Source organism: Streptomyces sp. NPDC032822 (assembly GCF_055578825.1).
Genome location: NZ_JBVIOL010000033.1, coordinates 13,720 through 36,136, shown reverse-complemented (window position 1 = coordinate 36,136; position 22,417 = coordinate 13,720). Strand labels below are relative to the sequence as shown.

Genomic DNA, 22,417 nt, shown 5'->3' with positions numbered 1-22,417 from the left:
CCGTACCTGTTCACGATGAAAACGGTCGGGGCGGTGAAGACGAACTCCCGGCGACGGAATTGAACGGCCTGATGAAAGGGGTGCCAGTCAACTTTTCGGCTGTCAGTCTCGGTCCCGCCACGTCGGACGACGGCACGACCGAGCCGTGTTCCCGGCACGACCCAGTGGAGAGCACCCGCCATGTTCAAGGCATCCACGCACCACGGCAGAACCTCCCGTCTCGGCCGAGCGGCACTGGTCGCACTCAGTGCCGGCGCGCTGACCGTCGGCGTCTCGACGAGCGCGTCCGCCGCCATCCTGACGCCGCTGCCGTGGAACGCGAGCACCTTCCAGGACAAGTACATGCCGTTGTTCGACTACGACTCGGACAGCTGCTTCCCCGCGGCGGCCGTCGACGCGAGCGGAAAGCTCAACGGCGGCCTCAACAACAGCGGGTCGATCACCGGCGGCTGCCGGACCGACCACCTCGGCAAGGCCAACACCTACTCGCAGGGCTGGTGCAAGAACGGCTGGTGCGCCTACGTCTACGGTCTCTACTTCGAGAAGGACCAGACGCTGAACGGCGCCGACGCCTTCGGCCACCGCCACGACTGGGAGTCCGTCGTCGTCTTCCAGAAGGAGGGCGACGAGCGGCCCGGCTTCCTGTCCGCCTCCCGCCACGGCGGCTACAGCACCCACCCGATCAACGAGGTGCCGATGGACGGCAACCGCGTCAAGATCGTCTACCACAAGGACGGCGCGAGCACCCACGCCATGCGCTTCGCCAAGTGGGGCGAGACGCCGGAGGCCTGGGGCGACGGGGGCTGGGACCGCCCGGCACTGGTCACCATGGAGAACATGGACAAGACCCCGCGCGACCAGCTGTGGAACTCCAAGTGGGGCGACGCCAACTTCCCGCTGACCGGCAACCTCCAGAGCAACATCAACAAGGCCCGGAACGCCGACAGCAGGGCGGCGGCGGCCATCCCCGCGTTCTGACGCCCCAGCACACAGGCTGACGCGGACACCCTTCCGCAGGCCTTCCTGAGCAGCCGCCGGTGGGACCAGCTCCCCCCGCCCCGTCCCACCGGCGGCACCCTGTTCGTCCGTCCCGGTCACCTGCCGTTCGTCCTCGGCGGCATGCCGGTCCGTTCGGTCCGTTCCCGGACCGGCTGGTCGGTGAGGGCGTCCTCGCGTTGCGATGGCACCCGGGGCGTGCGGGGAAGGCCGGGGAGTCTCCTTGACCTGAAGTGCGGTTGAGTTTCCAGCGTGTCTTCGGGTCGATCATCCGATGACGGGAGAACGCGCTGATGATCCTGGTGACCGGTGCCACCGGGAGCATAGGAGGTGCGCTGCTGGGGGAGTTGCGTGGAGGCGGTGCGGGGCCGCTGAGGGGGTGATCGCCGGCGTCCTGTCCCCAGGCTGTCGGCGTACATGCGGACGTACTCAGCCGGATACACGGGAACGTGGTCGCGCCGGCCGTTCACGTGACTGAACGGCCCAGGTAGGCGGCGAGACGGTCGAGCGGGCCGGCGTCATCGGGGACCGGCTGCGGCGGGGCGAAGGAACCGGCTGCCGTACGGGGCAGATCGCCGTAGATCTCGCGTACGACGGGGAGGGCTCTCTCGGCGACGTGCTGCGTGGTGTCGTAGGGGTGCCCGATGGCCCGGGCCAGGTCCCAGCCGTGGACCAGCATCTCGATCACCAGCTGCTCGACGAGCCGTCGCCCGGGAGCGGGCCCGTAGCGACGCTCAAGCATGCCCGGGCAGCTGAAGGCCGTTCGTGCGGCCTGGGATGCGGTACGGAATGCCGCGGCATGGTCGTCCCCGAGATGATCGGCGGTGAAGTCGGAACGGGGAGTTCCGTTGGCCAGGCCGGCCCACAGCAGGTTCTCCCAGACCAGGTGGTTGAGGAGGGTGCGAACGTTCCAGTCCGCGCAGGGCGTTGGCCGGCCGAACTGGCCCGGCTCCACGGCGGAGACGAGTTCGCCGACGGCGTCCAGGACGTCATCACAGGCACGGAGCACGCCGTTCGGTTCCCACGCGTCCTGCCCGCCTTCGTACAACTCGGCGAGTCGCGCGGCCCGCCCACCGGGTTCGGGATGCGCCCGCAGCGCTGTCGTCAGCCATCGGCCGGCTGCCGCCATGCTGGGCCGCACGGGCCAGCCGTTGATGATGCACAGCAGCTGCCAGTACCGCTCCACATGCGTGTCGGAGGCGACGTCGAGCTGCTCAAGGAGTAGCGCTCTGGCCTGCGCGTCGTCGACGAGTTCCTTCTCGTCCGGAGCCACCTGCGTGGGGATCCATGCCGCCACGATGGCGGTGACGACGGGATCGGCTGCCGGCGAGTCCGGGGCAATTCCCTGCGCCGTCGCCGTCTCCACTCGCCGCAGCCAGTCGTCTGTCACCTGCTCTGCGTCCCGCAACGCGCTGTCGTCGTGCTCGCCCGGGTGGTGTTCGGCAGCGTAGTGGGCCATACGGCGCACACTGGCGCGCAGCACCGGATTCCTGACGAGTTCGCCTAGCTCCAGCCAGGCGTCGACCTGCTCGTCGGTGGGATCGGCGGGCAGGTCCGGGGTGGCCGCCAACAGGCCCCGTCGGTAGGTGGGTACGTCGAGTTCCCCCAGGGTGTCGGTGACGAAGTCCTGGATGATGGCACGGCGTTCGGCGGCGGACATGCGCGCCAGCTCGGTCATGGTGGTGAGCCCCTCGGCAGTGGTGTCGCGGCGGATGACGGAGCGCAGCACGGCCTGCTGCGTCCGCAGCGTGCGGATCTGCTTCTCCAGCGCGTCGACGTGCGTCGCGGCCACCTCTGACAGGGTGTTCTCGCGCTCCAGTACGTCCCGGATCGTCGCCAGCCCCAGGCCCAGTCCTCGCAGGGTCTGCGCCAGTTGCAGCCGGGCCAGTGCCTCGGTGCCGTACAGCCGGTAGCCGGCCGAAGTCCGCTGTGCCGGGTGAACGACCCCGGCGTCCGACCAGTGCCGGATCAGCTTCACCGACAGTCCGGTCTTCCGGGCGACCTGCCCGATACTCCAGAACGTGTTGTCATCGACGTGCATGCGCTCCACCCTTGGGTCTCCCACGAAGGGAGAGTCAACAGGCACCCGGTTCCGCCGGCCACTGCGGGATTTCACGGGGGACGTTTCGGTGTACGCGGCTGGACACGAAGTGCCGTACGCCGACACCCGGGCCGGGACAGGTCACCAGGTGGGTCTGTCAGCGACAGAGAACAGGGCAAAGCCCGACGCCGCTCCGGTCATCGAGTGCGGTGAAGGCGCCCGCAGAACGGCTGGCGTATCCGTTCCGTGGACAGGAGTCCCAGAGCTCGCCGGGTAGCTCCGGCGGTGCAGGTGGAGGCCGGGCAGGGTGATCGTCTTGCGCAGGCCCATGTCGTCGGGGAGGCAGCCGCCAGGCCGCGTCCGCACATCTCGGCAAGCCCCGGGCCATCCCGCGCGGCTGGTAGCCGCGCGGGATGGCGGTGAGGGCGGCGGGCCGGGTCGCGGGCGGGCGGGACGCGGGCTCGCCGATGCGGTCGGCGAGCCCCGTCGACCGCCTCACGGGTGACCGGCTCCCCGTCGGATGTCACCCGCTCACCGGTGCCGCTTGCGCCCGCTCCTGCCCGCGGAGCGCGGCGGAAGTACGCAAGGCCTGGGCCGGCGGCTGCCTGAGTTCTTCGAGTCCGGCCCGGTCCGGGTGCGCGGCTTCCAGTACGGCGGTAACCGCGTCCCTGGCCTCGGGGCCCTGGGCGCGCGGCGCCTCCTTCGCGCCCTCCCGGCCGCCCGCCGGCTCCACGAGCTGCGGCAGGCTCTCGGCGAGCACCCGCAGATGCCCGGCGTCGGTCATGTCCTCGGGTGACAACAGCTCACGGTGCGCCAGAGCGCTCGGTGCGAGCGGTGCCACCACGGCGTCGTCGCGCAGCGCACGCAGCAGTCGTTCGCCCTCGCCGTTCAGGCGACGCCGTCGGCAGCACGTCGAACAGCGCCTCCGCACGTGTGCGGAGGCGCATGGTCCGTACAGCGTCGGTCGGTTGCCGCGGCGCGGTATTACGTCAGATCTTGGTGAAGGTCCACAGCAGGTTGGTGCTGGTGCCCCAGGTCCACTGCTGGGTGACGGAGCCGGAGGAGACGTTGCCCCCGCCGTCCAGGACGAGGCCCGTGGTGCGGTTGGCGATGGAGTAGCGGCCGTCGCCGCGGTGGGTGATCAGCCATTGCTGGTTGGTGCCGCCGTTCCACGCCTGCTGCTTGGCCGGGGCGCCGTCGTTCGTGGCGCCCCCGCCGTCGGCGACGAGGCCGTTGGTGCGGTTCTCCAGCTTGTGGTGGCCGTTGCCGAGGTCGACCGCGTGCCACTGCAGGTTGGTCGAGCCGTCCCAGGTCCGCAGCTTCAGGTCGGAGCCGGCGGGGACGTCGCCGCCGCCGTCCAGGGACAGCCCGTTGGTGACGTTGGTGACGCGGAGGTATGCGGCCGGGTCGAACACGACCTTCAGGGAGGTGATCCTGCTCCGGATCCTGGCGTTGTCGACGGTGAAGGTCCACGACCTACCGGTGAAGTCGTCGCCGGAGTAGCCGACGACCTGGTATCCCGGGGCCAACCGCAGCGAGGAGAGAGTACGCGGCGGGATGCCGGCGAGGGAGAGCTGTTCGGCGGTGTAGCCGCCGATGGCCAACACGGCGCTGTCATCCGAGTAGTTGGCGCCCTGGTGGGCCACGGCACCGACGAGGGGCCGCAGCGAGGGAATCCGGCCGGAGAAGCGGAGCTTGAGGACGTACGCGGGCGCGTCGAACGGCGCCGTGGACGGCAGGGCCACCTTCAGCCCCGTCGCGGTCTGGGTGGGGGCGGGGAGGTCGAGGTACTCGCCGGCGGTCTCGCCGAGCAGTTTGACCGAGGACAGCGAGGCCAGATCGATGCGTTGGGAGCCGAGCGTCTCGATCGTGAGCGAACTGCCGGGCCAACCGAGGGCCGTGGCGTACAGGACCGTGTCCGCCTTGTCGCGGGTGAAGCGGATGTCCTGCGCGGTGCCGGCCGTGGGGCGGGTGAAGGAACCGCCGCCCATCTTCGTCGGGCCCTCGCCGTACGCGGTCCACGCCCGGGTGTCGTAGATCGACTCGCCGTGGCGCTTCAGGTAGTCGCCGATGGCGAGGAGGAGGTCGCGCTGGCCCTGCGGGATGGTGCCGTCGGCCTGCGGGGCGATGTTGAGCAGCATGTTGCCGTTCTTGCTGACCCGGTCGATCAGCGAGTGCAGCATCTGCGCGAGCGAGTAGTAGCCGATGCCCTCGGTGTAGCACCAGCTGGTGTTGGAGATGCTGTCGTCGGTCAGCCAGTACGGCGCGGTGAGGTCGGCCGGTCCGCCCCGCTCGTAGTCGAAGACCTCGCCGTGGGCGTTGAGCCCGTCCTTGTAGGTGGCGACGACCTCCTTGCCCCACTTGTTCGCCTGGTTGTAGTAGTACGCCAGGAAGTTCAGCCGTTGCGTCTCGTCGACGTGGTCAAGTCGCCAGTCCTGCCACAGGATGTCCGGCCGGGCCCGGTCGATGACCTCCTTGAGCTTGTCGAACCACAGTTGGTTCTCCGTCGCCGAACTCAGCTGGCCGTACAGCTTCTTCAAGCTCGGGTCGGACTGAGCGGGCGCGTACTCGTAGTAGCCGGTGTAGTTGTACGCGTGGTGCATCGCCACCAGCAGCTTGAGGTCGCGGGCGCGGATGGCGTCGGTGAACAGATGGAGCAGGTCGAGCCGCGGCCCCTTGGCCACGGAGTTCCACTCGTTGACCTTGCTGTCCCACATCGAGTAGCCGTCGTGGTGCTCGGCGACCGGGCCGGCGAACTGCGCGCCGGCGTCGACGAAGAGCTGCGCCCATTCGTCGGGGTCGAAGTTGCCGCCGGCCGACTTGAGTTTCGGCGCGAACTCCACGTGGTCCCCGGCGAGGTCGTCCGCGCCGTTGATGAAGTTGTGGAGCGGCCAGTCGGCGGGGTCGCCGTAGGCGGCGATGTGGTGCTTGTTCGCCTTGCTGTCCGGTGCGTACATGTTCCGCGGGTACCACTCGCTGTCGTACGCGGGCACGCTGAACACGCCCCAGTGGAAGTAGATGCCGAACTTGGCGTCCCGGAACCACTCGGGGGCCGCCGGGTGACGGTTCACCGAGTCCCAGGTGGGCGTGTAGGTGCGCGGGGACGCCATGGCATTGCCGCCGGCGAACACGTCGGTGACCGTCGCGGCCGCCACGACGGACGTGGCGCTGGCCAGTAGCCTGCGCCTGCTGATCGATTGCGACACTGCGGAAACCTCCGGCGAAGCGGTACTCATGGGACTTGAGCGCCTGGTGTTACGCACGAAGGTCAGGCATGCGACCCTTCACTGTCAACTGGCGTGCAGGGATGAATAGCCCTGGCGAGACAGCTGCGATGGCCGATTTGATGCTCTATAGAGCATTTTGTTCAGGAGAGACATCACATGTCTTTCGGAGAGGGGTCCCCTTTGTCCCTGACGGACAAGGCCATCGAGCAGATCCGCGAGCTCGTTCGCTCGGGTGCGCTGCCGCCAGGCTCCAAGCTGCCGCCGGAGCCGGACCTGGCCGCGCAGCTGGGGCTCTCGCGCAATCTGGCGAGGGAGGCGGTCAAAGCGCTGGCCGTCGCCCGGGTGCTGGAGGTCAGACGGGGTGACGGCACCTACGTGACCAGCCTGCAGCCGAGCCTGCTGCTGGAGGGTCTCGGGGGTGCGGTGGATCTGCTGCAGAGCGATGCAGGTGCCCTGTTGGACCTGATGGAGGTCAGGCGGCTGCTCGAGCCGGTCGCCACCGCGCTGGCCGCCACCCGGATCTCCGACGAGGACCTGGCCGGGGCCAAGCGGCACCTGGACGCCATGCGGGAGGCCCGCGACGATGTCGAGCAACTCAACGCGCACGACGCGGCGTTCCACCGCGCGGTGGTCGCCGCCACAGGCAACGAGTCACTGGTCACGCTCCTGGAGGGTGTCTCGGGCCGCACCCTGAGGGCCCGCATCTGGCGCGGCCTGGTCGACGGCCAGGCCGCGGGGCGCACCCTCGCGGAGCATGAGGCGATCTTCAGGGCTCTGTCCCGCCGCGATGCCGCACTCAGCCAGGCCGCCGCGCTGCTGCACGTCAGCAACACCGAGCAGTGGCTGCGGGATCACCTGGAAGCGACGCCGGTCGCCTCCGGGACGCCGACGACGACCGACGGAGCCAGGAGCGGTCAGATGTGACGCCCTGTCGCTCGGCGGTGGGTTCCGCCAAGACATCGGACCGTCCCGTCCGCTCCTTCGGCGGAGACGATCATCACGATCTTGATCAACGTCACCCGGCTCGGGTCGCACCTGCACGGGGACGAGGAGAACCCCACCCTCAGCACGGATGCTGCGCACGAACTCGATCCGGCCCGGTACACACACGCGCCCCCATCGGCCGCACCAGAGCCGTTTCCCACCTCACCACATTGATCCGGCCGTCCGCTCCCCGCCTTCCCCCATGGCGTCGATGCTCCTCACCCCGGTGGGGCGGGCGGGAAACGATCACCTGTCGGCTGGGAAGCGATCACCCGCAGCCCTCAACTCGACAGGCCACGCGGACTCGTGAACGCCTCGGCGGGGGAGGAGGTCAAGGCCGGCGTGTGCACGGAGCACGCGGTCGGAATGGCCGGTGCGCCATGGCAGGGCTGCCGCTGTCGCGAGTGGGGTGCGGGTGTGTCACGAATCCGTGGCCACGGTCACGGAAGTGCCACAGGAGCCGGCGGCAACCGCTGGGCGTACAACTTCTGTTGAGGTTCCTCGGTCTCATCTGCTGCAAGGGCGGTATGCCGTGCGTGACCGGCTCGGTGTGCGGCCCGGTTCATGAGGCTGCTGCGGCAAAGACGCAGCGACATACAAGGGGGATTCTCATGCGCTCCACACGCGCCGCTTTCCTGGCGGTAGCCCTGCTCGGCGTCACCGGCACCGCGATCGCCGCCGGCGGGCCCGCCTGGGCGGCGGAGGGCGCCCAGCGCGCCGCCACGGTGGCCCACGACGACTTCAACGGCGATGGTTATGCGGATCTGGTGACCGCGGCGCCCGCCGCGACGGTGGGTGGCAAGCCGGGCGCCGGGTTCGTCTCCGTGCTCTACGGCTCCTCCCAGGGCGTCAACACCGCCAAAAGAGCCGTCCTGACGCAGAGTTCGGCAGGAGTGCCCGGCAGCCCGGAGGCCCATGACGCCTTCGGCGCGGCCGTCACGTCCGCGGACCTCGACGGTGACGGATACGCCGATCTGGCCGTGGGAGTGCCCGGCGAGGACATCGGCGACGCCGTCGACGCGGGCAGCGTCACCGTCCTGTGGGGCTCGGCCCGCGGGCTGACCGGCACAAGCTCGTGGCTGGAGAGCAACACCCTGGGCGAGCCCCGCGCGAGGGAGTCCTACGGCAGCGGGCTCACGGCCGCCGATGTCGACGGCGACGGACGCCCGGAACTCGCCCACGTCAACGCGGAGGACTCCGTCTACGTGCACGACTTCAGCGCCTCCCGCACGCCGGAGAACCCCGAGCAGCTCTACGGTCTGCCCACTGAGGACGGCTTCCGGCCCAGCGGTCTGACCGGCGCCGACTACGACAAGGACGGCTATGCCGATCTCGTGGTCACCGGCACCGCGCCGAGGCTGGAGTTCGTGCAGAGCCACTCGGTCCTGTTGCGCGGTTCCGCGGACGGACTGGAACTGGACCGCTCCTTCGCCGGAGGCTCGGTGGGCGCCTCCGGTGACATCAACAAGGACGGATACCCCGACCTCGTGCTGGGCGACCCCCGCATCCTGGAGCACGGCGAGTGGGACCTGTCCGCGGGCAGTGTCTCCGTGCGCTACGGCAGCCCGGACGGCCTGTTCGGCTCCCACCCCCAGACGCCGGATCAGATCTTCGAGCAGGGCAAGGGCGGCCTCGCCGGCAGCGCCGAAGTCGGCGACCAGTTCGGTACCGACCTCAGCCTCGGCGACGTCAACGGCGACGGCTACCTCGACCTGGCGATCGGCTCCCCGGGCGAGAGCATCGGCGACCTGGCGGACGCGGGCGCGGCGTGGCTCCTGCGCGGTTCGGCACGGGGACTGGGGACGGCCGGCGCGCAGAACTTCAACCAGAACACCGCCGGCGTGCCGGGTGCGTCCGAGGCGGGCGACCGCTTCGGCGCGCAGACGCGGCTGGTCGACTCCGACCGCGACGGCCACGCCGAACTCGTCACCACGGCTCCCTACGAGAACGACTCCACAGGCTTTGCCTGGGTGTTCGACGGCACGGCGTCGGGCGTGACGACCAGCGGTTCCTGGTCGTTCGGTGCCGCCGCACTCGGCGCATCGCCGGACAACGCCTACTTCGGATCCGTCCTCGGCAAGTAATCAGGCAGTCGCAGGCCGTCGCAGAGCTGCCGGAAGACGCCGTCGGTCAGCCCTCCGCTGCGGCCTGCCTGCCGCACCCTCGCCCGCCGGCGCCCCCTGCCTCAGCCGAAGTGACGGATACGGGCCCCGGCCACGGGGCCGTAGGACGTCCGGTCATTGGCCGCTGAGGCGGGGACGACGGCAGCGACGGCGCTGGCCGGTGCGTGTGCACACCGACCTCTCCTCACCCACCCCAGCGGCGCAGCCCTTGCGCACCTGCTGCGCGGCGCCTGCTACGGCGTCGTCAGCGCCGAGCCCACCCGGGATCGGCCCGGCCCCCCTGCAGGACCCCTGGCGGCCACACCGCCGGGGGAGAACGACGGGCGGGCTGGGCCTGATCGACGGCCCGGCGCCGCAGGCTGCGGTGCGGGGAAAGCTGCCGGCCGGTTGCGGCAGCCCGAAGCATGTCGCCGCCCTGCCTGCCGACGGCCCGCCGAACGACCGCCTTGGAGTCCAACGGGCAAGGAGCCGTTCGGGGTCCGTTGAAAAGGTCCGGCGTGTTTCGGAACCGTCACGGGACTTGTCACCAGTGCGGGCGTCGTGCGACTGTCCGAGCCATGGTTACGTAACCATGGCCGGTTTACAGGGGTCCAAGTGTCTGTATCCGGACCCTGGTTCATCACTGCCTCGGCTCAGGTGACGAACCCGCACTCCGCCCTCCGCGATTCCCGTCACTGGAGACGACATGACCGAGACCTCGACGAGGTCGAGAAGACTGGCCAGTGTGCTCATGGCCGGCTTCGGCGCGACACTCATGTTCCTGACCGCCCCCGCCCCGGCCCTCGCCCAGTCGGGCGGCAAGACGTCAGCCGCCTCGCACGCCCCGGCGAAGCCCGCGTCGAAGGGCGGTACCAGTGACTTCCGCGGGGTGAACTGGGCCGACCCGCGGGACAACTACGCAAGCGACGCCGTGGTGCCCAGCGGGCTCAAGGTGAGCGACAACTACCGCACCGTGTACCGCACCACGGATCACATGGTGCGCGGCTTCAAGAAGAACCTGGGCGCCAACACACTGCGACTGCCGATCAACCCGGCGACCGTGGGCACCACCTGGTGGAAGTCGTACCGGGCGACGATCGACGCGGCCACGGCCTACGGTGACAAGGTCATCGTCAGCTACTGGGAGGCCGACACCAGCAAGGACGGCCTGGTCGACGACACGGCCGCCTGGAAGAAGATGTGGAAGACGGTGGTGCGGGAGTACAAGCACAACCCGCGCGTCTACTTCGAGCCCATGAACGAGCCGCACGGCTACACCCTGGACCAGTGGGTGTCCGTCACCAGCGGCTGGCTCGCCCAGCACAGGGACGTCCCGCGCGGCCGTGTCGTGATCAGCGGTACCGGCTACAACGACAACGTCACCGGCGTCGGCGCGGCCCGCCAGCTGCGGGGAACGCTGCTGTCGCTGCACTTCTACGGCTTCTGGGCCAGCCACACCCAGCAGGCGGACTGGGTCGCCGACCTCAAGGCCCGGATCGGCCGCTACGCCGACCGGACCATCATCGACGAGGCCGGCTCCCCGATGACCACCGGTCTGAACTACGGCGCGTGGAACGGCAACATCTACACGTCGTATCTCGCGGCCGTCACCAACACCGCCCGCAGCAAGGGGATGGGCCTGGTGTACTGGCCGGGACTGAGGTTCGAGGACGCCTACTCGATCGAGTCGCTGGACGCCAAGGGCAACCTGGTGGACAACAACGCCAGCGGAGTCGCGCAGCTGCGCTGGGGCTACGGCTTCGGCAAGACCCCGCCCGTCAACGACCTGCCGCCCGCGCCTCCCGGCGAGGTCCTGCGCGGAGTGGGCTCCGACCGCTGCGTGGACGTGCCCGGCTTCAGCACGACCAACGGCACCCAACTCGACCTCTGGGACTGCAACGACGGCGGCAACCAGTCCTGGAACTGGAACGCGGAGAAGCAGCTCACCGTGTACGGCAACAAGTGCATGACGGTGGGAGGCACCGGAGCCACGGCGGGCGACCCCGTGGTCATCACCGACTGCACCGGCGCGGCGGCACAGCAGTGGAACCTGAACGCGGACCTCACGGTGACCAGCGTCGCCAACCCGGAACTCTGCCTGGACGCAGCCGGCGGCGGCACCGGCAACGGCACGGCGGTCGACGTCTGGCACTGCAACGCCAGCAGCAACCAGCAGTGGACCAGGAGCTGACGCAGCCTCTGTTCCTGTCGACCGCTGCACCAGTGATCCACACCGTATGGGCCCGGCGAGCACTCGCCGGGCCCATACGCGTCAGCGCCGCCGCGCTTTGCCTTCCGGCGAGGGCGGCGGCTCTACGGTGCTCATGCGGACCACCAGCCGCGCCGGGACCAAGGTCTTGTCGATCAGGTCGGGCCCAGTCCGGTCTCTCTTGCTCAGCAGCTTCCGAAGACAACGACAGGCTGTTGCTCGGGCTGACGGGGACGATGAGCGCGGCGGAACTGCACTGGATCAAGCAGCGGATGCGCGCAGGCCGGATCAACAAGGCCCGGCGTGGAGAGCCGGAGCTCCCGCCGCCACTGGGCAACGTGCGCCACCCCTCCGGCCGGCCGACTTCGTGCTGCGAGCGTCTGCGGCCAGGACCGTCCCCATCCTGAGCTGGGCAAAGGCGCAGCCCAGAAGGGAAACAGGTATCAGGCGCTGAAGAACCTATGGACGCGGGAGACGAACCATTCGGGTTGTGCCAGGTGCGGATAGTGCGTGCGCTTCGGTGCCTGCTCGGCCACAGCGGTGGGGATGCGGTCGGCGAGCCAGTCGGCGTAGTCGGCGCCGGGGTCCGTTCCATGCAAGGACAGGTACGGGAGACCGGGCGGGAGACTCGTGGTCCGTCGAGACCACGCTGCCAGGGTGTCGGCGTCCCAATCAAGCAACGGAGTCCAAAACCCGCTGAACACGTCCTGATCGAGGGTGCGGCGGCGCTCGATGTCGGCCACCAGCACAGGGTCCAGCTCACCGTACAGCGAGGCGAAAACCGTACGAGCGAAGTCCGCGAAGCCCTCTCCCCGCACAGCGATGGCTATCTCCGCGGGCAGCGGGCCGACCCGCAGAGACTGGTCCACATTGACCACGCCACGGGTCGGATAGCGAGCTGCGTAGGCAGTCGCAATCACCCCACCGAGGGAGTGGCCGACGAGGAACGGGGGCTGATCCCCGGTCAGATCCTCGCCCAGCGACTCGATCAGTCGGTGGATGTCCTCCACCGACTCGTCAATGCCGAACGGCGAGGTCCGAGGCGAGTCCCCGTGGCCGCGCAGGTCGACGCGCAGCACGCGGAAGTGCTGGTGCAGGCGGACAGGGTTCCAGAAGGTTCGGTTCTCGGTGATGCCGTGGACCGCCACGAGTAGCGGTCCCGTGCCGTCGAGGTCGTGGGCCGGCAGATGGTCGGGTGTCATGGTCACTCTCGGTCGCGCTGCTGTTTCGACGGATCGGCGCGGGACGCCGGGGTGGCGTACGGAGGTGGTGGCGGCAAGCGGTTCCTGGCTCATCGGATGCCCCTGAAGTTGACTGGCGTGGATCTGTATCTTGCTAAGATTTACTTTCATGCAATTGGACTTGAATCTGCTGACCGTGCTGGACGCCCTGCTCGAAGAGGGCAGCGTGATGGGCGCAGCCGAGCGGCTGCATCTGTCCTCGCCCGCGGTCAGCCGCACCCTCGGTCGGCTTCGCGCTGTCACCGGTGACGACATCCTGGTGCGCACCGGTCACTCGATGACCCCCACCCCGTATGCCCTGTCGGTGCGGGAGGACGTGCACCGGCTGGTCAGGCAAGCACGCGACGTGCTCTCGCCGATCCGTGAGCTGGACCTTGCCGAGCTGGATCGCATCTTCACGATCCAGTGCCATGACGCGGTGGCCGCGTCACTGGTGCCGGTACTGGTCGGGAGGATCCAGCAACGGGCTTCCGGGGTGCAGTTGCGGGTGCTGGCGGAGAACGCCGTCGACACCGACGACCTGCGACACGGCCGCGTCGATCTGGAACTCGGTGGCGGCAGGCCGACTCTGCCCGAGTTCCGCTCCGAGCCGCTCGGCGAGGACCGGCTCGTCGTGGCGATGCGCGCGGACCACCCTTGTGCCACGGGACTCGACCTGGCCTCCTATGCGGCGCAGCCGCATGTGCTGATCTCCAGGCGTGGCCGCCTCACCGCCCCGATCGACGACGTGCTGGCCGCCGAAGGCCTGCGGCGCCGGGTGGTCGCAGCGGTGGCGACGGTATCCACCGCCCTGCAGATCGCCGCCCGTGGCGACGCACTGGTCACCTGCACAGCGATCCACAGCCGCCCGCTCATCGAGGCGTTCGGGCTCCTTGCCCGGCCGCTGCCGATCGAGGCCCCAGCAGCGATGATCAACTGCAACTGGCACCAGCGCTACGATTCCGACCCTGCCCACGCCTGGCTCCGCGAGCAGGTCCGGGCATCGATCGAGGAGATCACCGCCTGCTGACCGCACCGCCTACTCCGCCAACGGCAAGGCCACGGCACCGGGAAAGCCAGGCGTCGCTACTTTGCCGAGCATCGCCGCGGCGACGGATTCCCGGCGGACCTTCGCACCGAGGCCGAGGCGGGGTGCGGCCCTCAGTTCGACCGTGCGCCGACCGGGGCTTTCCGGCCCGTCAGCGAGCATCCCGGCGTGGAAGGCGGTGCCCCCAGCTGGGAGAACGGCGGTGTCGGCCTCGACCTTGTCCGCCGGCCGCTCACCCAGCACCTTGGCGAGCACGCCCGCGCCCTCGCCCGCCACTTCGACCGACTCGCCCGTGCCGTAGGCGCCGAGCCAGCTGACGCGCCGTGGGCCGGCCGCGACGACGGCCCGGGCGCCGGTCAGGAGCATCCCGGCCCGGTCCCGCTCGGAATCACGCACGATGACGGCCACGGGGTGACCACGTGCCAGCGCCTGCCGGGTGAGGGCGGTGCCGGTCCGGCCGGAGGCTGCAAGGACGGTGAGGTTCATGCCGGGAACGTTAGGGAGGCTCCTTGCTTAACATCAAGTGCATGTAGCTGACTTGATGCATTACTCAGGCGCAATCGCTTCGGATGGGGAAGGCCCGACGTCCGAGCCGTCGATCATCGTCCTCGACCAGTCCAGTGAGCCGGCGGAGTTCAGCACGGCCAGGAGGGTGTTGTCCCGGGCCTGGTCTGACTGATGACATGGTTGACCGAAGCGTCCAGATCCCGCGGTGTCGGCTGCCGACTGGGGATGGTGCTGACTGGAAGGAAACGACCGACCCCGGATTCTTGCCGAAGGCCCCGCCGACGCAGGGTCGGTGAACAACTTGGTGTGCGGGACCGATGGAACCGGGTAGCGTCTTGGTCATGTTCTTCCAGATGCTGATTTACGAGTGAGAGCGTGATGGGCACTTGCAGGCGTCCTTCGACGTCGCCGCGTCCATCCCCCACCGATAAATCCGTAGGTCACTTCACATCATTTCGGGAGAACCCGTGAGCAAGAACATCAACAACCCTGTGGGCATGGGCGGCGGTCAGCGCAAGAAGCTGTCCCGTGCCGAACGGCAGGGCAACGGTCCGCACCGCAACCTCGACCGCCAGGGCGCCGCCGACCAGAAGGCGGAGCTGGTGCGCAAGATGCGCGAGAAGGTAGGCACAGCTGAGGGCGTCGGGCAGGCGAGCGACGACACCGCCCAAAGCTGACGCACCGCCGCCGCAGAGCGGCACCGCATGGGGCAGGGCTCGGACCGCGACGCGCGGTCCGAGCCCTGTCTGTCTAACCGGGCGTGGCCGGTTCCGCCCATCTCCCGGCCAAGCACTCGTGTCTCAGCCGACGACTTGGAGCGGTCAGGGATCCGGCAGCCTCGCCACGATGATCGTCCTTGTGCTTCCTTCTGGTCGCAGCGAAGGTACTCGCCGTCGTGGGGAAGTAGACGTTCGCGACGTACCTCCTGCCGGCCCGCCGCGCGACGACGTCTTTCTTCCCGTCCGGACTGTCCAACGGGCCTGCGGCTCGATGTCGGTATAACCGCCAGCCCGGCGTGCCGTGCGCGCACCGCGTCACCGTCGGCGGTGCGCACGCCCAGAGCCCGTCTCCCGCGCACCACCACTTCAGTGACACGCTGCCTACAGCGCAGACTGCCGCCGTGACCCCGCAGCCGTGCCGCCAGGGCTTCGGCGCAGCCGACGGGCACGGGGAAGCCGTGGCCCACCAGCCCGTTGGGCCCGCTGCCGATCACCACAGCGTCAGCCATGGACGGCCTTGACGCCCCTGTCCGGCGTCGACTCTTCGACGACGCGGGCCAGTTGTCCCAGCAGGCGGCGGTGCCGCAACTGCAACAGGGCGTCGAGTGCGCTGTTGTGCAGGGCGCCGCCCACGCCGCGCAGGGGGTGCTCGTCCAGGATGACCAGCGTGTGTTCGCCCCAGGGCCGGATGTCGAAGGAGATCCGGGCGGTGCCGAGTGGTCCGCTGTGCGCCTCCAGCTCCAGGGCGCGCGGGGGCTCGTGGCGGCGTACGACGGTGAACCCCCCGAACTCCTTGGGCCCCAGCCGGACGGTGTAGTTCAGGGTGGAGCCCGTCTTCGGCCAGTCGCCTTCCCCCGGATACGAGGAGTGCGTGCCCACTACCCATTCGTGGAAGCGTGACTCATCGCCGAGCACCGCCCACAGGGCTTGCGGCGGGCGGCGGATGAGCTGATGCCGTACTGCCATGGATTCTCCCGGGGACGTGGCCGGTCCTGATGGCGGAACTCTGTTGATCGTCGCGCAGATGCCGAGTGACCGCCTACGCCCGGTTCACACCCTTTCCCCGATTCGACGCCGACCGCCGGTGCGGCGCTGTCCGGTCGCGGGTCTCCCAGCCGCACCCTCGCGTCCGAAACGAAAGAGAGCGCGGTGCAACACAACGGACAGAGCGGGCAGAGGTGGCTGCTGACCCAGGGCCCTTGAGAAGTTTTGAGGTGGGCGGTTCGCTTGCTGGGCATCGGATGTGACGTCTTGTCAGCTTCTGTCAGCAGCGGCCCTGGACGCAGAACAGGCATGGATGCTGGAGATCATGACTTGAGTGAACCCGGGAGCATCACCGGACTGGCCGACTGTGGCGTGGATGGCCAGTGGCGGACAGAGGTCTGCCAACACCTCCACCACCACACCGAGCAACCATCGTCTGCCTCTTCATGTCTTGATGAGCGTGAGACAACGACTCCTCAATAGCAATCCGTTACGGGCACTGCTCCTCGTAGCGCTCGCCATGGCCACGATGGCCGTATCACTCACCGCCATCGTCCTCACCGCACCTACCGCGCAGGCGGACGGTCTGGACCGAAGGACGGTAATCACCTGGAACATGCAGGGCGAAAGCCTGGCTGGTCAACCCGGCGCCAAATGGGAGCAGACCCGCCGATATATGCGGCAGGCGTCCGTCCTGCTGTTGCAGGAGGCAGGCGCTGGGCCGCCGTCCAGCCTGGTGGGCGACAACAACGAACGCATCCGATCGTTCACCCACCGCGACGCTGACGGCAACGAGTACGAGAACAGTACGTGGAACCCAGACCGACCGGACTCAGGACGCGGGGGCCCGTACGAGGTCTACTTCCTTCAGACCGACAGCAATGGTGGTACCGGGCAGGGCGGCCGTGTCAACATCGCGGTCATGACGCGTGGCGTGCCGGACGAGGTCCGCGCCGTCGCCAACCCCGTCTCGGCCGGGCGACGCGCCTTGGGCGTGCGCTTCGACCAGCACTGGTACTTCACCTTCCACGGCCTGTCCGGCGGTGGCGGCGACTCGGCGAGCATGCTCAACGCGATTGACAACGCCGTCGAGCGCTGGGGACACCAGGCAGGCCGCAGCTACGAGTGGGCGGTAGGCGGCGACTTCAACGCCCAACCCGACGACCTCGCCGGCCGCAGCCACTTCCCCGTCGCGCGGATCTACAACTCGGACCAGCCCACCCATGCCGGCGGCGGTGAACTGGACTACCTCGTCGCCGACCAGTTTCTCAACAACGTGCCGGTCACCCGCCTGGAACGCGGCGGCTCGGACCACTGGGCGGTACGCATCGGCCCCGACCAGCCTGTGCCGGAGATCTCCCCGCCCGAACCCACGAGGGTCCTGTCGACTGGTGACTCTTTCACCCAGGGCCAGAACAGCTCCCACGGCAACAGCTACCGCGGCGAATTCCGCAACGGCATCCTCTTCAACGGGTACGTCACCGACAGCGGCCTGCAAAAGCGCGACGTGAGCATGGTCGGCTCCCAGCGTTCGGGCAACATGAGCGAGCCGCACCACGAGGGCTACCGCGGCTACCGGATCGACCAGATCGCCCGCAAGGCGGAGTGCTCGGTCAAAAAGTACCGGCCCAACGTCGTCACGCTGATGGCCGGGACGAACGACATGAACCAGAACCACGAGCTGGACGAGGCCCCGGAGCGAATCGGCGCCCTGATCGACCAGATCTTCGAGGACGCCCCGGAGACCACGGTCCTGCTGGCCACGCTGACGCCGTCCGTCAAGGAGGGGTTGCAGCCCAGGATCGACAGGTACAACGCCGAGCTGCCCAGGATCGTGGCCGAACGCCGGCAGCAGGGCAAGCGGGTCAGGCTCGTGCACATGAACGACGTGACGACGGCGGACGTCGACGGTACGCATCCGCACGACGGCGGCTACACCAAGATGGCCAAGGCGTTCAGCGACGCGCTGCTGCTCGTCGAGCGGGAGGGTTGGCTGAACAAGCCCCTCCCCGGGGACGAGAACGCGTGCGGCACGTCGCCGGAGGACCCGGGCGAGAGCGGGCCGGGCGACGGCTGGCAGTCGCTCGGCGTCGTGGCACCGGGCATGACGGACCCCAAGGGCCGCACGGACCTTGCGGACTTCGACGGCGACGGGCGCGACGACTATGTACGCACCCCCGACGCGGGGAAGCTGCGCATCGGCATCAACACCCCCGCGCAGCCCGGGAAACCGCAATGGGTGGATGTGGAGAGCGACTACGAGGTCCGCAGCCGCGACCAAGCTGTGAGCATTCGGTTCGCCGACCTGAACGGCGACGGCCGGGACGACATCGTCCGCCTCCTCGACAACGACGAGTGGATCACTTATCGCGAGAACAAGGGCGTACGCGACGGCAAGGTCGAGTGGGACCCCATCGGGGTGTCCATCAAGGTGGGCCACGGCGATATCCCGAGTGAGGCAATTCGGTTCGCGGACGTGAACGGCGACGGCCGTGACGACCTGCTCCGGGTCGGCCAAGACAGCGCCGTACACGCCTACTACAACCTGCCGACCGGCGACGGCTGGTACCGCTTCGAGGAACACAAGAACTGGGCGCCCGGCGTCCACTACGCCACCCGCGACCGCCTCCGCTTCGCTGACGTCGACGGAGACGGCAAGGCCGACTATCTCGTCGTCGGCGCGCGTGGCGACGTCCACGCCTACATCAACAACGGCGGCCTGGGGAAGGGCGGTTTCACGGAGTACCGCAACTTCGTCCGGAAGACGTACTACCCCGGCGCGAAGTCCACGTTCCGCGATATCAGCGGCGACGGGAAGGCGGATTACGTGGTCGTCTACGGCGGCGGCTCGGTGCGGTGCTGGCTCAACCGAGGCGGCAACATGTAGGGCGGCTCCACGACTCGTACGCGTCCGGGCCCGCCTTGGTCGGGCGGGTGGCGGCCGTCTGGGCGACGAAGTCCTCGTCGTCAGGGGTGAGCAGGCGGGCCTCCCGCCCATCGAGGGTCCAGACAGGCCAGACCGATCTCGTTGAACCGGTGGATCACCTCACGCACCGTGCCTTCGTCGGCCTGGACCACGGTCTCGGGCGACATCGTCAGCGCACTGCAGCACCATCCCGGGGCTGTGTGCTGAACTTCTGGCGCACGTCCAGGCCGCGCGGCCGGACACCGGGCTGCCCGATCCGGGGGCGTAGGGTCTTGGAGGTTCGCATTCCGGGTGTCCCTTTCTCATTGACGGTGGCCTTTGTCCGGCCTGGCTAAAGGGACAGAGCGCCCTGCGCTCTTGCGCCCGGTGCTCGGCAACAACTACCAGCTGCGCCGGCTCCCTACGTTCCTCCAGGTCGCCGGATACCGATCCCTCTCCGAGGCGTGCGCGGCAGGTGGCTATCCACGCACAGCGTCACCAGCCACCTGCTGCGCCTGGACGAGGAGATCGTAGGAGGAGATCGGAGGCCCGCTGCTGGTTCGGACCACGAAGAACCGACCCCTGCAGCCCACCGACCTCGGACACGCCACTGCGGCTCAAGCGGCGCGCAGCCTCCCGTGCGGGCACATCCTCGGCGGAGGCCACGTACACCCGCCGCCGCGGCAGCAAGGCTGGTTCGCCTGCCCCCTCTGCTGCGGCCGGCGGCAGGAACCAAGGCGGACAGTGCCGTCTGCGCCGCTTCCTGGAAGCAGTCCGCTATCCCACCCTGACGACGTTCGCCCGCGACGCGGGCCTCGATCCGGGCACGGTGACCCTGCAGATCCACAAGCTGGAACAGGACCTGGACGGCGAGCTCTTTTCCCTTGCGGAGTCAAACACCTCATGCAGCTCGCTTGCCTTGGCAAGAAGGTTGCGGCCGCCGCGGCGGCGTATACCGACCAGTTCGGTGATCTCCACGGACCACGCCACAAGACGAAGGCCCTTGCCTCGCCCGAGCTGCGATAGCCCGCGGGCTTGAGCAACGGTGAATCTGGGCGGTTCCTCCTGCGCGGGCCGCGAGGAATCTGGATCATGGGAAGGGGTGTTCTTCGCCCGCGTCGAGGAGTTCGGTCACGAGCTGACGGGCGTACGCGGCGTCGAGTCCGGCCGGGCGGAAGAGGATGCGGTACATCATGGGGGCGACCACGCGGTCCATCGCCGTCTCGACGTCGGGAGTGTTCTCCTCGCGGTCGATCGCGCGGGCGAGCATGATGTCGATCTGTTCGGCCGCGTAGGCCGAGCACTGACCGGCGTAGCTGCCGTCCGGGTCGCCGAGCAGAGCGTCACGGATGTATGCGCGGCCGGAGGGGGAGGACATCTCGTCGAGGAACTGTTCGGCCCAGGCCGTCAGGTCGGACAGCAGGTCGCCGTGGTCCTCCGGCGCGGTGTCGGGCCGCAGGCGCTCCACCGCGACGTCCGACAGCAGCTCCTGAAGGTCCCCCCCAGCGGCGGTAGATCGTCGAGGGGGTGACTCCGGCGCGCTGGGCGACCAGCGGGACGGTCACCGCGTCGCGGCCCCGCTCCGACAGGATGTCGCGGACGGCGGTGTGCACCGAAGCCTGGACCCTTGCACTGCGCCCGCCGGGGCGCACCATCGGCTTACGACTCATGACTCCACCTTAAAGCGCAGTTATTGCGTTTAGGGGGAGCGTGTCGGCTCGACGGCCGCGTCAGGGCTCCCTCGCCGGTCTCCTCGCTGCGGGCATCCGGTCCTGATCCCGACCGGAGCCGAACGGCATAGGGGCCGGTCCGGAACCGTCTGGCCCGCACGCAGCTCTCAGGCGGCCGGCGCGAGCGATCGGGCGGGCTGCGTCTGCTCGTAGGCGTGGCCCACCCGCAGCAGCTGCCGCTCGCCGTAGGGCCGCCCGAGCAGCTGCATGCCGATCGGCATGCCCGCCGTGTCGTGGCCCACCGGGACGGACAGGGCGGGCACTCCGGTGATGTTGGCCGGGGAGGACAGACGCACGTAGGCGTCGGAGATGGCCTCGGTCGAGCCGTCGGACCAGGTGACGCTCTCCTGGCCGGCGTTCACCGCGGTCATCGGGACCGCCGGGGCGGCGATCACGTCGGCCTTCTCCAGAATGCGGGCCCATTCCTCCTGCATGAGCGTCCGGGAGCGCTGGGCACGCAGATAGTCGCCCGCGCCCATCAGCTCACCGGCCTCCAGGAGGATGCGGACGTCCGCCTGGTACAGCTCGGGGACGGTACGCAGCGTGCCCTCGTGGTAGGCGGTGGCCTCCGGAACCATCAGCCCCCACTGCGTGGCCTGGATGTATCGGGTCATCGGGATGTCGATCTTGACGAGATGGGCGCCGAGCGTCTCCAGCTGCGCGATGCCCCGGCGGACGGCGGTCTCCACCTCCGGGTCGACATGGTCGAAGTAGTAGTTGCGCGGTACCCCGACGCGCACACCCGCCAGGTCCGGCTCCCGTTCCGGCCGGTGGTCGACGGCGAGGGCGTCCAGCGAGGCGGGGTCACGCGGGTCGTGGCCGGCGAGGACGTTCAGGACCAGGGCCGCGTCCTCGACGGTGCGGGTGACCGGGCCGACGTGGTCCAGCGACCAGGACAGTGACGTGACGCCGTGGCGCGGCACCAGCCCGTAGGTCGGCTTGAGGCCGACGACCCCGTTCAGCGAGGCGGGAACCCGGATCGACCCGCCGGTGTCGGTGCCGAGGGCGAAGGTCGCCGCCCCGGCCGCCACCGCGACGGCGGACCCGCCGCTGGAGCCTCCCGCGACCCGGCCGCGGTCCCAGGCGTTGCCGGTCTGCGGGGTGGTCAGGCCGTAGGCGAACTCGTGGGTGTGGGTCTTGCCGACCAGGACGGAGCCTGCGGCCCGCAGTCGGGCGGCGACCGTGCTGTCGGCGGCGGCGCGGTGGCCGGCCCGGACCCGGGAACTGGCGCTGGTGGGCGAACCGGCGACGTCGATCAGGTCCTTGAGCCCGGCCGGGACGCCGTGCAGCGGCCCCCGGAACATGCCGCGGGCCGCTTCCTGCTCGGCCTCCCGCGCCGCGCCGCGGGCCTGCTCAGCGGTGACCGCGACGTACGCCTCGACGTGCGGGTCCACCTGGTCGATGCGTTCGAGGACCGAGTCCACCAGCTCGACGGGGGACAGCCGGCGGGCCCGGATCTGCTGCGCGGCGTCGGCGAGGGTCAGCTCATACGGCTGCATCGTGCTTCTCCTTTCCGGCGCGGTAGGCGCCGGCGGGCGGGGTGTCCCCGAAGTCCAGCTCACGCAGGACCGAGACGACGGAGTGGATGTGGTCGGCGGTGGCGGCGACCGCGGCGTGGCGGTCATCGGGCAGCGGAAGTCCGGCACGGGCGGCCCAGCGGGCGGCCTCGGGCGGCGTGAGTTCAGCGGAGGACACAGGCTTCTCCTGCTCAGGGGCGTGGCGACGAAGCCCCCCGTAGTAAAAGC

General features: G+C 69.3%; 15 protein-coding genes and 3 pseudogenes. 8 read left to right on the top strand and 10 right to left on the bottom strand.

Features of this window, described 5'->3' with window-relative positions; translation table 11 throughout:
* The first annotated feature begins 180 nt into the window (after positions 1-180).
* The gene (locus tag ACZ5VD_RS42040; protein ID WP_468551748.1) at positions 181-978 is read left to right on the top strand and encodes an NPP1 family protein; all 798 of its coding nucleotides are present in this window, start codon (positions 181-183) and stop codon (positions 976-978) included.
* A 311-nt stretch (positions 979-1,289) separates the two neighbouring features.
* Positions 1,290-1,376: pseudogene (locus ACZ5VD_RS42035) on the top strand (capsule biosynthesis protein CapD); the annotation flags it as partial.
* An 86-nt stretch (positions 1,377-1,462) separates the two neighbouring features.
* Here the strand turns inward: ACZ5VD_RS42035 and ACZ5VD_RS42030 are convergent.
* From ACZ5VD_RS42030 to ACZ5VD_RS42020, 3 genes are all read right to left on the bottom strand, one after another.
* Positions 1,463-3,037: a TIGR03086 family metal-binding protein gene (locus ACZ5VD_RS42030; protein ID WP_468685751.1), complete on the bottom strand. Its 1,575-nt coding sequence runs from the start codon at positions 3,035-3,037 to the stop codon at positions 1,463-1,465.
* Between the two features lie 523 nt (positions 3,038-3,560).
* Positions 3,561-3,968 (bottom strand): hypothetical protein, encoded by a 408-nt coding sequence (locus ACZ5VD_RS42025; protein ID WP_468685749.1) that lies wholly within the window; start codon positions 3,966-3,968, stop codon positions 3,561-3,563.
* 58 nt (positions 3,969-4,026) lie between these two features.
* The gene (locus ACZ5VD_RS42020) at positions 4,027-6,243 is read right to left on the bottom strand and encodes an alpha-L-fucosidase (RefSeq protein ID WP_468685748.1); all 2,217 of its coding nucleotides are present in this window, start codon (positions 6,241-6,243) and stop codon (positions 4,027-4,029) included.
* A 201-nt stretch (positions 6,244-6,444) separates the two neighbouring features.
* Between ACZ5VD_RS42020 and ACZ5VD_RS42015 the strand changes: the two genes are divergently transcribed.
* The 3 genes from ACZ5VD_RS42015 (at position 6,445) to ACZ5VD_RS42005 (ending at position 11,541) form a co-directional block, all read left to right on the top strand.
* Entirely contained in the window at positions 6,445-7,188 is a 744-nt protein-coding gene (locus ACZ5VD_RS42015) for a FadR/GntR family transcriptional regulator (RefSeq protein WP_468551752.1), read from the top strand.
* A gap of 671 nt (positions 7,189-7,859) precedes the next feature.
* Positions 7,860-9,332, top strand: a complete 1,473-nt coding sequence (locus ACZ5VD_RS42010) for an FG-GAP-like repeat-containing protein (RefSeq protein WP_468685747.1) — start codon at positions 7,860-7,862, stop codon at positions 9,330-9,332.
* Positions 9,333-10,056: 724 nt separating this feature from the next.
* Positions 10,057-11,541 (top strand): ricin-type beta-trefoil lectin domain protein, encoded by a 1,485-nt coding sequence (locus ACZ5VD_RS42005; RefSeq protein WP_468685746.1) that lies wholly within the window; start codon positions 10,057-10,059, stop codon positions 11,539-11,541.
* 461 nt (positions 11,542-12,002) lie between these two features.
* Here ACZ5VD_RS42005 and ACZ5VD_RS42000 read toward each other — a convergent pair whose 3' ends face one another.
* Positions 12,003-12,761 carry an alpha/beta fold hydrolase gene (locus ACZ5VD_RS42000; protein WP_468685744.1) on the bottom strand — a complete coding sequence of 253 codons (759 nt, stop codon included), beginning with the start codon at positions 12,759-12,761 and terminating at the stop codon, positions 12,003-12,005.
* A gap of 148 nt (positions 12,762-12,909) precedes the next feature.
* Between ACZ5VD_RS42000 and ACZ5VD_RS41995 the strand changes: the two genes are divergently transcribed.
* Complete coding sequence (locus ACZ5VD_RS41995; protein ID WP_468551765.1) at positions 12,910-13,809, top strand: LysR family transcriptional regulator; 900 nt, start codon at positions 12,910-12,912, stop codon at positions 13,807-13,809.
* A 9-nt stretch (positions 13,810-13,818) separates the two neighbouring features.
* Here the strand turns inward: ACZ5VD_RS41995 and ACZ5VD_RS41990 are convergent, their stop codons facing one another.
* Entirely contained in the window at positions 13,819-14,313 is a 495-nt protein-coding gene (locus ACZ5VD_RS41990; protein ID WP_468685742.1) for an NAD(P)-dependent oxidoreductase, read from the bottom strand.
* Between the two features lie 488 nt (positions 14,314-14,801).
* On the opposite strand from ACZ5VD_RS41990, the gene ACZ5VD_RS41985 reads away from it, so the two are divergent.
* Positions 14,802-15,011 (top strand): DUF6243 family protein, encoded by a 210-nt coding sequence (locus ACZ5VD_RS41985; RefSeq protein WP_468551767.1) that lies wholly within the window; start codon positions 14,802-14,804, stop codon positions 15,009-15,011.
* Positions 15,012-15,554: 543 nt separating this feature from the next.
* Here ACZ5VD_RS41985 and ACZ5VD_RS41980 read toward each other — a convergent pair.
* Positions 15,555-16,019: an SRPBCC family protein gene (locus ACZ5VD_RS41980; RefSeq protein ID WP_468685741.1), complete on the bottom strand. Its 465-nt coding sequence runs from the start codon at positions 16,017-16,019 to the stop codon at positions 15,555-15,557.
* A 547-nt stretch (positions 16,020-16,566) separates the two neighbouring features.
* Between ACZ5VD_RS41980 and ACZ5VD_RS41975 the strand changes: the two genes are divergently transcribed.
* Entirely contained in the window at positions 16,567-18,924 is a 2,358-nt protein-coding gene (locus ACZ5VD_RS41975) for an FG-GAP-like repeat-containing protein (protein WP_468685739.1), read from the top strand.
* Between the two features lie 4 nt (positions 18,925-18,928).
* Here the strand turns inward: ACZ5VD_RS41975 and ACZ5VD_RS41970 are convergent.
* The 4 genes and pseudogenes from ACZ5VD_RS41970 to ACZ5VD_RS41955 all read right to left on the bottom strand — a co-directional run.
* Positions 18,929-19,115, bottom strand: a pseudogene (locus ACZ5VD_RS41970) (helix-turn-helix domain-containing protein); the annotation flags it as partial.
* Positions 19,116-20,032: 917 nt separating this feature from the next.
* Positions 20,033-20,612 (bottom strand): annotated as a pseudogene (locus ACZ5VD_RS41965) (TetR/AcrR family transcriptional regulator).
* Between the two features lie 167 nt (positions 20,613-20,779).
* Positions 20,780-22,171 carry an amidase gene (locus tag ACZ5VD_RS41960; RefSeq protein ID WP_468685738.1) on the bottom strand — a complete coding sequence of 464 codons (1,392 nt, stop codon included), beginning with the start codon at positions 22,169-22,171 and terminating at the stop codon, positions 20,780-20,782.
* On the bottom strand, positions 22,158-22,367 hold the full coding sequence (locus ACZ5VD_RS41955) for a hypothetical protein (RefSeq protein ID WP_326732802.1): 210 nt from the start codon (positions 22,365-22,367) through the stop codon (positions 22,158-22,160). The genes ACZ5VD_RS41960 and ACZ5VD_RS41955 overlap by 14 nt, the downstream gene beginning before the upstream one ends.
* Positions 22,368-22,417: the final 50 nt, after the last annotated feature.

Bases quoted from the DNA above. Each gene is read 5' to 3' on its own strand.
- ACZ5VD_RS42040 (WP_468551748.1), top strand. From the start codon at position 181: ATGTTCAAGGCATCCACGCACCACGGCAGAACCTCCCGTCTCGGCCGA.
- ACZ5VD_RS42030 (WP_468685751.1), bottom strand. From the start codon at position 3,037: ATGCACGTCGATGACAACACGTTCTGGAGTATCGGGCAGGTCGCCCGG.
- ACZ5VD_RS42010 (WP_468685747.1), top strand. From the start codon at position 7,860: ATGCGCTCCACACGCGCCGCTTTCCTGGCGGTAGCCCTGCTCGGCGTC.
- ACZ5VD_RS42005 (WP_468685746.1), top strand. From the start codon at position 10,057: ATGACCGAGACCTCGACGAGGTCGAGAAGACTGGCCAGTGTGCTCATG.
- ACZ5VD_RS42000 (WP_468685744.1), bottom strand. From the start codon at position 12,761: ATGACACCCGACCATCTGCCGGCCCACGACCTCGACGGCACGGGACCG.
- ACZ5VD_RS41995 (WP_468551765.1), top strand. From the start codon at position 12,910: ATGCAATTGGACTTGAATCTGCTGACCGTGCTGGACGCCCTGCTCGAA.
- ACZ5VD_RS41990 (WP_468685742.1), bottom strand. From the start codon at position 14,313: ATGAACCTCACCGTCCTTGCAGCCTCCGGCCGGACCGGCACCGCCCTC.
- ACZ5VD_RS41980 (WP_468685741.1), bottom strand. From the start codon at position 16,019: ATGGCAGTACGGCATCAGCTCATCCGCCGCCCGCCGCAAGCCCTGTGG.
- ACZ5VD_RS41975 (WP_468685739.1), top strand. From the start codon at position 16,567: ATGGCCGTATCACTCACCGCCATCGTCCTCACCGCACCTACCGCGCAG.
- ACZ5VD_RS41960 (WP_468685738.1), bottom strand. From the start codon at position 22,171: ATGCAGCCGTATGAGCTGACCCTCGCCGACGCCGCGCAGCAGATCCGG.